General features: G+C 68.8%; 11 protein-coding genes and 1 other RNA gene. 7 read left to right on the top strand and 5 right to left on the bottom strand.

Annotated elements, in window-relative coordinates:
• Nucleotides 1-14: 14 nt before the first annotated feature.
• From cysK to ffs, 4 genes are all read right to left on the bottom strand, one after another.
• Entirely contained in the window at nt 15-986 is a 972-nt protein-coding gene (cysK, locus tag CVH10_RS14520) for a cysteine synthase A (protein WP_035595089.1), read from the bottom strand.
• A 24-nt stretch (nt 987-1,010) separates the two neighbouring features.
• A complete protein-coding gene (locus CVH10_RS14515) occupies nt 1,011-2,045 on the bottom strand; it encodes a histone deacetylase family protein (protein WP_106489060.1) in 1,035 nt (344 codons plus the stop codon).
• Nucleotide 2,046: 1 nt separating this feature from the next.
• A complete protein-coding gene (locus CVH10_RS14510) occupies nt 2,047-2,766 on the bottom strand; it encodes a tellurite resistance TerB family protein (RefSeq protein WP_035595095.1) in 720 nt (239 codons plus the stop codon).
• Between the two features lie 185 nt (nt 2,767-2,951).
• Nucleotides 2,952-3,048, bottom strand: an RNA gene (gene ffs / locus CVH10_RS14505) — signal recognition particle sRNA small type.
• A gap of 247 nt (nt 3,049-3,295) precedes the next feature.
• On the opposite strand from ffs, the gene CVH10_RS14500 reads away from it, so the two are divergent.
• The 3 genes from CVH10_RS14500 (at nt 3,296) to CVH10_RS14490 (ending at nt 7,399) form a co-directional block, all read left to right on the top strand.
• Nucleotides 3,296-4,519 carry an acetyl-CoA carboxylase biotin carboxylase subunit family protein gene (locus CVH10_RS14500; RefSeq protein WP_035595098.1) on the top strand — a complete coding sequence of 408 codons (1,224 nt, stop codon included), beginning with the start codon at nt 3,296-3,298 and terminating at the stop codon, nt 4,517-4,519.
• A 45-nt stretch (nt 4,520-4,564) separates the two neighbouring features.
• On the top strand, nt 4,565-6,580 hold the full coding sequence (locus CVH10_RS14495; RefSeq protein ID WP_035595101.1) for a hypothetical protein: 2,016 nt from the start codon (nt 4,565-4,567) through the stop codon (nt 6,578-6,580).
• A gap of 63 nt (nt 6,581-6,643) precedes the next feature.
• Nucleotides 6,644-7,399, top strand: a complete 756-nt coding sequence (locus CVH10_RS14490; RefSeq protein WP_106489059.1) for a TlyA family RNA methyltransferase — start codon at nt 6,644-6,646, stop codon at nt 7,397-7,399.
• Between the two features lie 277 nt (nt 7,400-7,676).
• On the opposite strand, the gene mscK is transcribed toward CVH10_RS14490, so the two are convergent.
• Nucleotides 7,677-11,108, bottom strand: coding sequence for a mechanosensitive channel MscK (gene mscK / locus CVH10_RS14485; RefSeq protein ID WP_106489083.1), 3,432 nt, complete (start codon nt 11,106-11,108; stop codon nt 7,677-7,679).
• 153 nt (nt 11,109-11,261) lie between these two features.
• On the opposite strand from mscK, the gene CVH10_RS14480 reads away from it, so the two are divergent.
• The 4 genes from CVH10_RS14480 to CVH10_RS14465 all read left to right on the top strand — a co-directional run bounded on the left by CVH10_RS14480 (nt 11,262) and on the right by CVH10_RS14465 (nt 13,446).
• Entirely contained in the window at nt 11,262-12,329 is a 1,068-nt protein-coding gene (locus CVH10_RS14480; protein WP_035595110.1) for a phospholipase A, read from the top strand.
• Between the two features lie 92 nt (nt 12,330-12,421).
• Nucleotides 12,422-12,754, top strand: a complete 333-nt coding sequence (locus CVH10_RS14475; RefSeq protein WP_035595112.1) for a YqjD family protein — start codon at nt 12,422-12,424, stop codon at nt 12,752-12,754.
• Nucleotides 12,754-13,149 (top strand): phage holin family protein, encoded by a 396-nt coding sequence (locus tag CVH10_RS14470; RefSeq protein WP_035595115.1) that lies wholly within the window; start codon nt 12,754-12,756, stop codon nt 13,147-13,149. Before CVH10_RS14475 ends, CVH10_RS14470 begins: the two co-directional genes overlap by 1 nt.
• A gap of 3 nt (nt 13,150-13,152) precedes the next feature.
• Nucleotides 13,153-13,446: a YqjK family protein gene (locus tag CVH10_RS14465; RefSeq protein ID WP_106489058.1), complete on the top strand. Its 294-nt coding sequence runs from the start codon at nt 13,153-13,155 to the stop codon at nt 13,444-13,446.
• Nucleotides 13,447-13,448 lie beyond the last annotated feature (2 nt).

Raw genomic sequence — 13,448 nt, 5'->3', positions numbered from 1 at the left:
ACGGGGGATGCGGCTTACTGCTCGGTTTCCTGCTCGCCGAAGCGGCCGGCGAACAGCGGCGAGGAGAGATAGCGCTCGGCGCTGTCCGGCAGGATCACGACGATGTTCTTGCCGGCGAAGGCCGGATCACGCCCGAGGCGCACCGCGGCGGCCACGGCGGCGCCGCAGGAGATACCGCACAGGATGCCTTCTTCCTGCATCAGCCGGTGTGCCATCTCCATGGCCTCGTCGTTGCCCACGGCCTCGATGCGGTCGACCAGCGACAGATCGAGGTTGGCGGGCACGAAGCCGGCACCGATGCCCTGGATCTTGTGCGGCGCCGGCGTCGGCGCCTGGCCGTCCCGGGTCTGGGCGATCACCGGCGAGTCGACCGGCTCCACCGCCACGCTGGTGATGGCCTTGCCCTGGGTCTGCTTGATGTAGCGCGAGACGCCGGTGAGGGTACCGCCTGTGCCCACGCCGGCAACGAAGACGTCCACTTCACCATCGGTGTCGTGCCAGATCTCGGGACCGGTGGTGGTCTCGTGGATGCGCGGGTTGGCCGGGTTCTCGAACTGCTGCGGCAGGAAGTAGGTCTCCGGCTCGGCCTCGGCCAGCTCCTTGGCCTTGGCGATGGCGCCGGCCATGCCCTTGGCGGGCTCGGTCAGCACCAGTTCGGCGCCCAGCGCCTTGAGCACCTTGCGCCGCTCGAGGCTCATGGAGGCCGGCATGGTCAGCACCAGCGGATAGCCGCGGGCCGCGGCGACGAAGGCCAGGGCGATGCCGGTGTTGCCGCTGGTGGGCTCGACGATGCTCATCCCGGGCTTGAGCACGCCGCGCTCCTCGGCGTCCCAGATCATCGCCGCGCCGATGCGGCACTTGACCGAGTAGGCCGGGTTGCGGCCCTCGATCTTGGCCCAGATCGTGGCCCCTTCACTGACCCGGTTGAGCCGGACCAGCGGGGTGTTGCCGATCGAGCGGGAATTGTCGTCGTAGATGCGTGCCATGGATCGTTCCTTGTGATGGGCGAATTAACGGGCGGCCTCGAAGCCGGTCAGCACGTTCACGGCGTTGATGCCGATCTCCTCGACCGCGTAACCGCCCTCGAGCAGGAAGGTCGTGGGCAGCCCCGCGCCGGCCAGTCGCCGGCCGAGCTCGGTGAAGTCGTTGCTGGTCAGCTTGAAGGCGCTGATGGGATCGTGTTCGAAGGCGTCGACGCCCAGCGAGACCACCAGCAGCTCGCAGCCGGCCTCGCGAATGCGCGTCAGGGCGTCGTCGAGCGCCAGGGACCAGGCCGCGAAGTCGGTCCCCGGCGCCATCGGATAGTTGAAGTTGAAGCCCTCCCCTGGCCCGCGTCCGGTCTCGTCGGCGTGGCCCAGGAAGTAGGGGAAGCAGGTACGCGGATCGCCGTGCAGCGAGGCGAACAGCACGTCGTCGCGCTCGTAGAAGATCTGCTGGGTGCCGTTGCCATGGTGGAAGTCGACGTCCAGCACCGCCACGCGCCCTTTCCCGCTGTCCAGCGCATGCTGGGCGGCGATGGCGGCGTTGTTGAAGAAGCAGTAGCCGCCGAACTGATCGGTCGCGGCGTGATGCCCCGGCGGCCGGCACAGCCCGAAGCTGGGCTCACCGCTGGCCAGGGTGTGGGAGACGGCCGACAGCGCGATGTCCTTGCTGGCCACGGCGGCCTCGAAAGTGCCCTCGCAGATCGAGGTCTCGGCGGCCAGCGCGTAGTGGCCGAGACGGCCCTCCACATGCTCGGGAATGATGTCGTCACGCATGGTCCGGGTCGGCCAGATGCTGGGGATGGCCTCGCCGCCATGGCCAGCGGCGCGCCAGTCGTCCCAGCAGCTGGCGAGGAAGTCGACGTAGCCGCGGTCATGCACCGCCAGCACCGGCTCGAGGCCGAACGCCTCGGGGGCACGCACCTCGCCGAGCCCCACCTCGCGCACGCGCCTGAGTACCAGCTCGACACGCTCGGGACACTCGTAGGGTGTCACCAGCTCGCCACCATCGAGCTCGGTACGGGCGCGGCGCAGGCCGGTGTCATCGCTGTGGAAGGTCAACATTTCACCATTGCTCCTCGTGATCAGGCCCCTCTCCGGCGGCCAGGGCCTCGCGCTCGAGCGAGCGCTTCATGTCCTCGTCCAGCGAGAGGCCCGAGGCAAGCTGGTCGAGCCAGGCACGCTCCATAGGATTGTCATCGTCGATCACCGCCACGCTGGCCAGGTAGATCTCCCGCGCCGCCTGGGACGAGTCGGCCTGGCGAGCCAGGGCCAGCGCATCCAGCGGCGCCGACAGCTGACGCTCCACCCAGGCGTGCAGCTCGTCGTCGGCGCCGATGGCATCGATCTGCTCGGTGAGCAACGCGCGCTCGCGCTCGTCGACGTGGCCATCGGCTCGGGCGGCCATGATCATCGCCTGCAGCAGCACCAGGCTGCGACGCTCGAGTGGCTCGCCCTGGAGATCGTCCAGCGGCGTGCCCTCGTGGGCCTCGCCGCCGGACGACGCCCGGGCATTCTGCCAGGCCCTCCAGGCCAGCGCGCCGACGCCGGCGATGGCGCCGTACTTGAGCGCCTTGCCGCCCAGCTTGCGGCCACGCTTGGAGCCCAGCAGCAACCCCAGGGCGCCGCCGCCAAGGGCGCTGCCAAGGCGGCCGCCACCCTGCCCGCCGGCCTTGCCACCGGCGCCGGAGGTCAGCCCGCCGAGCAGCCCCTGGACATCCAGGCCACCGCGGCGGCCATCGCCGGCCTGGCGCATCAGCTGGGAAAGGATCCGTTGCGCGTTCATCGCCACCTCCTGACAGGAATTGCACGGGACGGCGGCCAACGCCGGCCTCGCCCGGGCCACGACTATGACGCGCGCCGATAGCCGCTGCAAGCCTGGACGCGCAGGCACGGGCACGCCCCACGACGGGCAGGAAACGAGGTGATCGAACAAAGAAGATAGAAAAAGGAGGGCACAAATGGAGGCGGCCCCGAAAGCCACATCCCGGCACACGCGTCCATCACTACCGTTGCTCCCTTCCGGGCCTGGCGGGGTTTGCGACTTAGCGTTGCGGGAGGACCTAAGGGGCCACCACAGCGGGCACTTGACGTGCCATTTGGGTCAGGCAGTTCTCTGAGCGGGATCAGTCACTTGCCGAACGCCGCGCACTATACCAAGCGACCGCCGGCGCAGCAAGGAGCGATTGCGATCCGGATACCGGTGCGTGGAAGCGTCTCACTTTCTGATCTGCCACAAGGGTCTATGGTGAGGGGTGACTCGTCTCTCGCCGCACGGCGGGAGGCTTCATCGTGAACCGCCGACGGAGGCGTCCATGAACAAGAACCCGGACAAGGGCCATATCGCACTACTGGGCTGGAGCCTGAATGCCATCGAGGCCGCCGCCAATTTCGACCGCCGCTACGTGGTGGTGGCCCCGGACTGGGCCGAGGAATACTGCCAGAAGCACGACATCCCCTATCTTTCCTGGAACTTCGAGCGCCTGAACGACCGCTCGCTGGAGATCGCCGAGACGCTCAAGGAGATGGGCGTCGATGTCGCCATCCCGCTGTTCGAGGAAACCGTGGAATGGGCCGGCGCCATCAACTCGGTGCTGCTCGACAGCCCGCGGCTCTACGGCCAGTCGCTGCTCTTGCGCGACAAGGCGTTGATGAAGCGCCGCGCTCAGCTCGGCGGCATCCGCGTGGGCATCTTCGAGGAGGCCCACGACAAGGATGACGTGATCCGCTTCCTCAAGCGCGTCAACCAGACCCTGCTCAAGCTGGATGGCGACCCCAACGACCCCATCCACCTCAAGGCCTTCGACAAGGCCGGCTGCCTGGGTCACCGAGTGATCCGCACGCCGGACGAGGTCGATACCATCCCCGAGGAGGAATTCCCGGTGCTGATGGAGTCGCACCTGGATGGCTGGGAGTTCGCCGTGGAGGCCTGGATCCACGACGGCAAGATCGCCTTCCTGAACATTTCCGAGTACGTGACCCTGGGCTATTCGGTGTTCGTGCCCGCCTCGCCGGAGCTCGAGCGCTATCGCCCGCAGATCACCGCCCAGATCGAGAAGCTGATCAAGGCCTTCGACATCTCCTTCGGCCTGATCCACCCGGAGTACTTCGTCACCAGCGACGGCGAGATGTACTTCGGCGAGGTCGCCTATCGGCCACCGGGGTTCAAGGTCTTCGAGCTGCTCGAACGGGTCTACGGCTTCAACGCCTACCAGGCCAGCATGCTGGTGTTCGATCCCAAGTCCACCGCCGAGGAGGTCGCCGACTTCTTCCCCAAGGAAGTCGTCGATGCCGACGGCTACGCGGGCTGCTTCGGGGTCTATCCGCGACTGCGGGTGGTCAGCCGCCTGGAGATTCCCGAGGAGGTCGAGGACGATCCCTACTTCGAATCCCACGAGCTGACGCCCCCGCTGCAGGAAACCGTCACCAAGCGCACCGCTTTCGGCACCCACTGGGGGCTGATCTACTTCAAGGGCGACGAGCCTCACCGCATGCGCGACCTGCTCAAGCACATGGAAGAACTTGATTTCTATGTCTGACGGGCGCGTCATGGAGGCGTTACCCATGGACGACGAGGAGTCGGTGTGACCAGTCCATCCACGCCAACCGGCGACGACAAGCTCACGGGCCTGCTGGCTCGACTGGACGAGGCCACGGCCCTGCTGAACGAGGCCCGAGACTTCGCCAAGCCGGGCAAGCTACCCCGGGTGCTCGACACCGCCCGCCGGGTGCTGCTGCAGCAAGGCGGCGCCGCGGCGATCGAACCCCGCACCGCGGCGCTCGAGGCCGCGGGCGTCTTCGAGGGCTCGGACTGGGCCACGCCCCAGTTCCTGGTGCCCTCGCTGACCACCCAGGCGCTGAAGAGCGCCGACCCCCACGTGGTGACGATCGAGGCACTCAGCGAACTGCGCCTGCTGGCGGTGGCCAAGGGCGACGTCCGCCATGCCATGCTCTCCGCGGAGCAGGCCCACCACTACCTGACCCAGGTGATCGCCCTGAATCTGTGGCTGCTGTTCGGCGCTCCCAGCGAAGCCGAGCGAGAGACCCAGGGGCGGCTCGCCGAGCTGCCGCGGCGCCTGTTCGCCCACCTGGCTGAGCGCATCGGCTACGAGCACATCATCGACCGGCTGATCGGCGAGATCTGGCGCATCCTGCAGCAGCGGCCGATCCAGGTCGGACCGGTCAAGCAGATGATCACCCAGATCGCCATCTGCCAGGCCGATCCGACGATCGATCTGGGCACCAGTGGCCAGGGCGCCGACCGCCTGGTCAGCTCGCTGTTCGGCCCGTCCCACGCCTGCCGTGAGGACCCCGGCCTCGAGGTCTATCGCCAGCGACTGGCCAGCATGGATGCCAGCGCGCTCCAGGCCGAAGCCACCGGCTTCGCCCGGGCGATGCACGACACCGGCCTGGTGTCGCCCTATCACCCGGTGCTGCTGCGCTACCTGCTGGAACAGGGCGACACCCTGATCGGCGAGGCGCTGGGGCTCTCCTCCACCGGCCGCGACTGCCTGATGTGCTATCGCGAACTGGTGCATGCGCTGATCCGCGGGGGGCTGCATCCCGATACCGCCCAGGCGGTCTACGGCCTGGCGCTGATGCTCGAACGCGGCATCCTCTACCAGCCACCGGTGGCGCCGGCCATGTGGCGCCAGCTGGGGCTCACGCTGTCGGACTGGTCGACGGCGCGGCTCAACCTGGCGTTCGGCGAGGCGGTCTCGCCCCGGGCGCGATTGCTGGAGGGCGTGCTATGCATGCTCGGCCTGCCGCTGGGCGTCGGCCAGGGCAACAATCCCACCTGCCAGTCGGCCCGGGCGCTGTCGATGTGGGCCTACAACGACCCGGACTACCTGCTGCAGATGGTGGCCTGGGCGGCCCGCGACGACGAGATCATCATGCACTTCGAGGGCCAGCCGATCTCGTCGATGGCAAGCGTCGGTGGCGTGGCCACCGAGCTGCCCATGGATCTGGACCCGGTATCGCTGATCGTGGTGCCGCATCTGGACCGCATCTACGCCGAGATGGGACGGCGTTGCATCGGCCGCGAGGGCGACCCGCACCGCTGGGTCAACCCGGAGTTCCACGGCTGGTGGTCGGGGCGCGGCTTTCGCATCAACGTCGACGTCGCCAGCGGCCAGCTGGTCGACCTCGACGGCTTCCTGCGCCACTTCTACGCCAGCTACCACCCGCACTACAACGGCAACCAGCCGCTTATTCATCCCCAGCCGGCCGGCATCGCGGTCACCGACAGCGCCGCCCGCTTCATCGGCTGGCATGCCATCACCCTGCTGCGGGTCGGCATCGACCCCGGCGGCGAGATGCGCGTGTTCTTCTACAACCCCAACAACGACAGCGGCCAGGACTGGGGCGACGGCGTGCAGGTCAGCACCGCCGGCCACGGCGAGCGCTTCGGCGAGGCCTCGCTGCCCTTCGACCAGTTCGCCTCACGGCTCTACATCTTCCACCACGATCCGCTGGAGCGCGGCGAACCGGCGCGTATCGAACAGGCCGAGCTGGATCGGGTGATCGGCTACCTGCATCGCAGCTGGGGCGCCGACCGCCTGCCACCGGGCGGGCTGCAGGCCGAACCGGGCGGCTGACCGGGCCGCCCGCTATGGCATAATGCGGCCCCGTTTTCCGCTCCACGACTGCCAGGACCGCCCATGCCACGCCTCGACCAGCTGCTGCTCCTCCAGGGACTGGCGCGCTCGCGCACCCGCGCCCAGCGCCTGATCCGCCACGGCCGAGTGAGCCTCAGGGACGGCGGCCGGGTGCTGACCAAGCCCGGCGAGAAGCTGCCGGACACCGCCGAGTTGCACGTCGAGGAGGATCCGGAGGAGCGCTACGTGTCCCGGGCCGGGCTCAAGCTGGAGGCGGTGCTGGAGGCGCTGGCACTACCGCTCGAGGGCCGCACGGTGCTCGACGTCGGCCAGTCCACCGGCGGCTTCAGCGACTGCGCGCTGCGCCACGGCGCAGCCCACGTGATCGGCGTCGAGGTCGGCCACGACCAGCTCGCGGACGAGCTGCTCGACGAGCCGCGCCTGACCTGCCTGGAGGGGCTCAATGCCCGCGCCATGCGAGACGACCCGCGCCTGACCGCGGCGCTGGCCGCGCATCCCGCCGAGGTGGCGGTGATGGACGTGTCCTTCATCTCGCAGACGCTGATCCTGCCGGAGCTCGGCGCCCTGCTGCCGGCCGCCGGCGAGCTGGTGTCGCTGGTCAAGCCGCAGTTCGAGGTCGGCCCCGAGGGCGTCAACGCCCGCGGACTGGTCACCGATCCCGCGCGCTACGCCGATGTCGAGGCACGCATCCGCGGGGCCTGCAACGACGCCGGTTTCGCCATCGCGCACTGGCAGGAGAGTCCGATCCGCGGCGGCGACGGGAACAGGGAGTTCCTGCTCTACGCCCGCCGCCGCTAACCGAAAAGTATCTGCGCTCGGCTATACGGCGTTAAAAATCATCTCGTACGCGAGCCCGGTCAAAGTCCTCATTTACGGCTCGTAAACTCCGGCTTATGACTCGTGACATCCTGTCACTCGCTCTTCGAGCAGCGAAGCTGCCCAAATCGGCAATCCCTGCCGATTTGTCGCTGTTTTTTGCCTTGTGACCCACATGGAGGTGGGAAATGCGTTGGTCCGTAGGGAACGGGCCTAGCCCTAGCCTTCGCTCGAAGACTTTTCCGATACAGAAGGGGCTTTAACGGCCGGCGTCGCCTCCCCCTCCACCGGCATCGCCCGCGTCCAGCTCGCCGGGATCGCCGCCCGCTCCGGGCGGTGGATTGGCGGGCGCCTCGCCGGAGCCGCGGCTCGGCACCCGCGCTTCCCGGCCCCTGTCGTCGCGCAGCCAGACGTCCATCTGATTGAAGGCGATCTCCAGGCCGTGCTCGGCGAACAGCTCGCCGACCCGGCCGTTGAGTTCGTCGGTGGCCAGCAGCCGGTCGCCCAGGCTGTTGACGAAGATACGCAGCTCGAACTCCAGGTTGCTGTCGCCATAGCGCATGAACAGCACCTGGGGCTCGGGGTCGGGCAGCACTCGGGGGTTTTCCTCGGCGGCCTGGGCGAGGAGCCGCTGCACCAGACGATGATCCGAGCCGTAGGCCACGCCGTAGGTGAGGATCACCCGGGTGATGTTGTCCGACAGCGACCAGTTGATCAGCTGGTCGGTGACGAAGGTCTTGTTGGGGATGATGATCTCCTTGCGGTCGAAGTCGGTCACCGTGGTGGCGCGAATGCGAATCCGATTGACCGTGCCGGTGAGGTTGCCCAGCGTGATGGTGTCGCCGATGCGCACCGGGCGCTCGAACAGGATGATCAGCCCCGAGATGAAGTTGGCGAAGATCTCCTGCAGCCCGAAGCCGAGCCCCACGCCCAGCGCCGCCACCAGCCACTGCAGCTTGCTCCATGACACGCCGAGGGTGCCCAGCGCCCAGACCACCCCGGTGCCGACGATCACGTAGGACAGCAGCGAGCTGATCGCGTAGGCGCTACCCTGCTTGAGCTCGAGGCGGGACAGCACCATCACCTCCAGCAGCCCCGGCAGGTTACGCGCCATGATCAGCGTCAGCGCCACCACCAGCAGCGCGACACACAGGTCGGCCACCGAGATCGACGTGCCCACCAGCTCGCTGCCCTGCTGGCCGTCGCCACCGAGGATCATCACCTGCTCGAGGTAGCCGAACACCGTCAACAGGTCGGCCCAGACCAGGTAGAAGACCACCACGAAGCCCAGCATCAGGATCAGCTTGGACAGGCGTAGCGACTGCTGATTGACCTGCTGCATGTCCAGCGGCGGCTCCTCGACCACCTCCTGGCCGTGCTCGCCGTTGCCACCCTCCTGGGCCATCGCCCGCCGACGCGCCAGTGCGCGGCGGTAGGCCAGGCGCCGCGCCGCCACGGCCAACCCGCGCACCACCGTCGCCTCCACCAGGATCCAGGCGCCGAGCAGGTAAATGGTGATCACGAAACGCCCCACCAGGCTGAGCGCCGCATAGGCATAGCCCAGCATCACCAGCCCGCCCAGCACCAGGGGCACCAGCGCCATGGCCAGGCCCAGCAGCAGGCGGAACAGCTTGACGCCGAAGAACGGCGTATGGGCCAGGATCAGCCTGGCCAGCGCCACGCTCATGCCCACCAACCCCGCCAGCAGCAACAATATCGCCAGGGGGCGCTGGGTCAGGTCGATATCGACATCACGGGCTTGGGTGCCCACGAACAGCACCGGCACCAGCGCCAGGCCCAGCCACCACAGCCAGCGGCGCAGCTGCGACACGTAGCCGGCCGGCCAGTGGAAATGGCGCGTCGCCACGCCCTCGGGCACCAGCAGCCGTCGCATCCAGGCGATTCCCGCCCAGGCCAGGGCCAGATACAGCAGCGCCCAGCCGACATTCACCGCCAACCCGGCGCCACCCAGCGTCATTCCCAGCGACACCGCCAGCAGGCACAGCGGCCCGGGCAGTGCCAGCAGGGCCTCAACGCCCACCGCCAGCGGCGTATGCCCCTGGCTGTCCTGGCGCAGATGACCGATCTCGTCGTGCAGGCGAGCGAGGCGACGCGACAGCGGCCGGCGCAGCCCCAGCAGCACGCCGGCCAGCAGCAGCAGCGGCGAGGCCAGAAACGCCGCCGGATCCGGCCAGCGCCAGTGGGTCGGCAGCGCACGACGCCACTCACCCTCGCCCCACTCGGCACGCAGATGACTCGGCAGCCGGCTCAGCCAGCCCAGGTCCATGGGACGGGCATTGGCGATCCAGAACAGCTGCTCGTCGATGGCGGTACGCAGGTCACGGCTGGTTTCGAGCAGCTGCTGCTGGTTGAGTCGCAGCTCGATGGCGGCGGTCAACAGCTCGCCGTAGGTGGGTTCGAGGCGCGAGAGCAGATCCCGGCGGGCGCGCAGCAGCTGGGCCAGCGCCTCTTCCACGGCCTCGGGGGCATCGGCGTCGGCCTCGTCGAGACGCTGCCTGGCCTGCAGCTCGGCATTCTGCAGGCGCTCGCGCTGACGATCGAGCTCGAACTGCTGGAGGCGCAGGTCGGCGATTTCCTCCTTCAGGCCGGCGGTGGACTCGACGCTGGGCAGCGCCCGACGCTGCTCGCGCAGGATGCGCGACAGCAATGGGCTGCCGCGAATCGCCTCGATGTGTTCCGCGAGCCCCCGCTGCAGCTGGCGCACCCGCTCGAGCTGGCGACGCGCCTCCTGGCTCTGTCGCCCCAGCTCGTTGGCGCGACTGGTGGCGCGCAGCAGCTCGAGGCTCAGGTCGCGGTTGGCCTGGCGCGCCTCGAGGATCTGCGGATGACTGATCACGTTCTCCGGCTCGTCGCTCACCGCCTCGGCGACGGCCTGCTCCGACTGCTCTCGACGCCGGGCCTCCAGCGCCGCCTGCAAGGCCCGCACCCGGGTCTCGAGCCGCTCGACCCTGAGCCGGTACAGGTCGCGCTGCAGCTGGGCCAGCTCGCGGAAACGCGAATTGGTGGCCAGCTCGCGCCGGTGCAGGGCCAGGCGCCGCTCGGCCAGCGTGCGTTCGACGCGATGCTTCAGGCGCCGGGGCGCCTCCGACGCCACGCCCTGGGCGTCCAGCGCCTCGAGGGCACGCCGGTGTTCCTCCATCGCCGCGGAGGCCTCGACGATGGCCTGCTGGGCGCGCTCGGGCAGGGTCTGGGTGCCCAGCAGCCGGGTCTCGACCTCGGCGAGGCGATCCTGGGCCGCCTCCAGCTCATCGGTCACCGTGTCCAACCGCTCGGTGAGGACCTCGAGCTCCAGCTTTTCCAGCGCTTCGCGATCAGGCGCCTGGCGCGGCCGATCCTGAGCCTCGGACAGCGCCTGTCGCGTCTCGTCGAGGGACTGCGGGGCACGCTCGGCCCGGGCCTCCAGCTCGGACAGCCGACCTTCGACGTCATCGAGGCTCGACAGGGCCTCGATCGTCGCCTCCAGTGCGTCGATGCCTTCCTGGGTGGCCGCATCCACGGTCGCCCCCTCCTCGGGCCGCAGCGAGGCGAGGCGCTCCTCGAGCGCGGAACGCTCGGGCAGCGCATCGGTCTGGGCGGCAAGCGGCACCGGTACCAGCAGCGCGATGAGCACGAGCAGGCAGCAAAGAATGTGAAAGCGGACGGGCCGCCGACAGCGCGATAAAGCGATCACGAGCACCTCGACAAGGCGATACCATGGGCTTGGCAGCGGATTGTCGGCGTCCCGGGGCGACATGGCAACGACACCAGCGGCGACCCTGGCCGTTGACTCCCCGGACGGGCATGATAGAACGACGATTCCTCCTAGACAGGGTAGTCACTCCCCATGGCTTCACGCTCCATCGCCACGCTGCTCGCGGCCGCCCTCGGCGCCGGCCTGGCCGGCCAGGGACAGGCCCAGACGGACGCCGCGCCGAGCGACGCCGAGCGCCAGGCGATCCGCGATCGCATCCAGTCGCTGCAGGCCGAGATCGGCGAACTGCGCACCCGCCTGGCCCGGCCGGCGGAAGAGCCGCCGCAGACGGCTCCGGCGGCCAGCGCCGAAACCGCCGACACCACACCGCCGACCGAGGCACCGATCGGCGCCTCGGTGGCCGAGCGGCGACTGCTGGAGGAGGAATCGTCCGACAACCCCTTCTCCATCACCGCGCACCATCGCAACTACTTGCTGCCGCTGAGTTACACCACTTCGCCCAACCGGGAAAGCTTCAACGAGATCGACCGCGAGGCCGATCCCGACCGGCTCGAGGTGAAGTTCCAGTTCAGCGCCAAGTTCAAGATCGCCGACGACGTGCTGTTCGACCGCGCCGACCTTTACTTCGGCTATACCCAGCGCAGCTGGTGGCAGGCCTACAACGCCGACGCCTCATCGCCGTTCCGCGAGACCAACTACGAGCCGGAAGTCTTCGCCGACTTCGAGAACGACTGGTCGCTGCTCGGCTGGACCAACATCAACAACCGGGTCTCGCTCAACCACCAGTCCAACGGCCGCTCCGGCAGCCTCTCGCGCAGCTGGAACCGGCTGATCCTGACCAGCACCTTCATCAACGACGACTGGGCCGTCTCGCTGTCGCCCTACTGGCGCCTGCCCGAGACCGAGGGCGAGGACGACAATCCCGACATCGAGGATTATCTGGGTTACGCCGACGTCACCGTGGCACGCCGTCTGTTCGACGACCACGAGGCCAGCCTGCTGTGGCGAGGCAATCCCGACCAGGGCCACATGGGTGCCCAGCTCGACTACTCCTGGCCGCTGTTCGGCAAGATCCGGGGCCATGTGCAGTTCTACCAGGGCTACGGCGAGAGCCTGATCGACTACGATCGCAGCACGCAGCGCGTGAGTCTCGGCTTCAGCCTCAACCCGCTGTTTTCCACCGGCACCTTCTCGCGCTGACCTGTGATCGCGCTGACCTGTGCCCGGTCATTACGCACCCCCGACAACGGCTGCTATGCTGGGCCTGTCACGCACCGTCAGAGGAAGACCCGATGAGCGACCATACGTCCCATACCCGTGAGACCACCGAACAGCTCAAGGAAGACCTGCAGCATCTCTCGCAGACCGTCGAGGAGCTGGTCAACGCCACGGCCGACGATTCCCGCCACAACATCAAGGAGCTGCGCGAGCGGGCCGAGAAGCGCCTCAGCGAGACCCGCGCCCGGCTCGAGGCCCGCGGCGAGCGCGCCTACCGCGACACCCGCGAGGCCGTGACCCAGCAGGCCGACGCCTGCGACCGCTACGTCCGCGACAACCCTTGGACCAGCATCGGCATCGGCGCCGCCGTCGGCGTGGTCGTCGGCATGCTGATCGGGCGGCGCTGATGTCGGAGGGCCAGGGACCGGCTCAGCGGCTGTTCGGCGCCGGCAAGCGCCTGCTGGGCAGCCTGCTTGCCACCGGTGAGACACGCCTGCGCCTCGCCGTGGTGGAGCTCGAGGAGGAGCGCGCACGACTCGTCACCCTGCTGCTGCTGGCCGGCCTCAGCCTGCTGCTGTTGCTGCTGGGGCTCGGCGTGCTCACCACCCTGATCATCGTCGCCTTCTGGGACAGCTACCGGCTGGCTGCCATCGGCGGCTGCGCCGCGGTGCTGCTGCTCGGCGGCCTGGGGCTGGCGGGCTGGGTGATGCACCTGGCCCGGCGCCGCACCCTGCTGGTCGACACCCTCAAGCACCTGGCGCTGGACCGCGAGCTAATGGAGACCCGGAGCGAGGAGCGCTGACCGATGACCAACGCCGAGCGTCGAGCCCGCAAGGCGGCTCTCGAAGCCGCCATCGAACAGCAGCGCCTCGACCTGCTGGTGGAGGCCGAACGCTGGCAGCAGGCCGCCCGCCCCCTCGAGGCCGGCTGGCAGACCCTGCAGCGCTACCGGCTGCCGGCACTGGGCGGTGGCGCCATGCTGCTGTGGTGGTCGATGCGTCACCCCGCGGCGGCCAAGCGGCTGGTCAGGCGATCGCTGCTCGTCGCGGTCACCGCGCGGCGACTGAAGCGGCTGCAGCGCTTCCTGCCACTGCCCTGATG

Origin of the sequence: Halomonas sp. ND22Bw (assembly GCF_003011945.1) — a bacterium.
Classification (GTDB): domain Bacteria; phylum Pseudomonadota; class Gammaproteobacteria; order Pseudomonadales; family Halomonadaceae; genus Halomonas; species Halomonas halophila.
The sequence above is the reverse complement of the archived record's forward strand: the minus strand, read 5'-3'. Positions and strand labels throughout refer to the sequence as shown.

Bases quoted from the DNA above. Each gene is read 5' to 3' on its own strand.
- CVH10_RS14490 (WP_106489059.1), top strand. From the start codon at position 6,644: ATGCCACGCCTCGACCAGCTGCTGCTCCTCCAGGGACTGGCGCGCTCG.
- CVH10_RS14515 (WP_106489060.1), bottom strand. From the start codon at position 2,045: ATGTTGACCTTCCACAGCGATGACACCGGCCTGCGCCGCGCCCGTACC.
- CVH10_RS14465 (WP_106489058.1), top strand. From the start codon at position 13,153: ATGACCAACGCCGAGCGTCGAGCCCGCAAGGCGGCTCTCGAAGCCGCC.
- CVH10_RS14510 (WP_035595095.1), bottom strand. From the start codon at position 2,766: ATGAACGCGCAACGGATCCTTTCCCAGCTGATGCGCCAGGCCGGCGAT.
- CVH10_RS14470 (WP_035595115.1), top strand. From the start codon at position 12,754: ATGTCGGAGGGCCAGGGACCGGCTCAGCGGCTGTTCGGCGCCGGCAAG.
- CVH10_RS14500 (WP_035595098.1), top strand. From the start codon at position 3,296: ATGAACAAGAACCCGGACAAGGGCCATATCGCACTACTGGGCTGGAGC.
- CVH10_RS14480 (WP_035595110.1), top strand. From the start codon at position 11,262: ATGGCTTCACGCTCCATCGCCACGCTGCTCGCGGCCGCCCTCGGCGCC.
- cysK (WP_035595089.1), bottom strand. From the start codon at position 986: ATGGCACGCATCTACGACGACAATTCCCGCTCGATCGGCAACACCCCG.
- CVH10_RS14475 (WP_035595112.1), top strand. From the start codon at position 12,422: ATGAGCGACCATACGTCCCATACCCGTGAGACCACCGAACAGCTCAAG.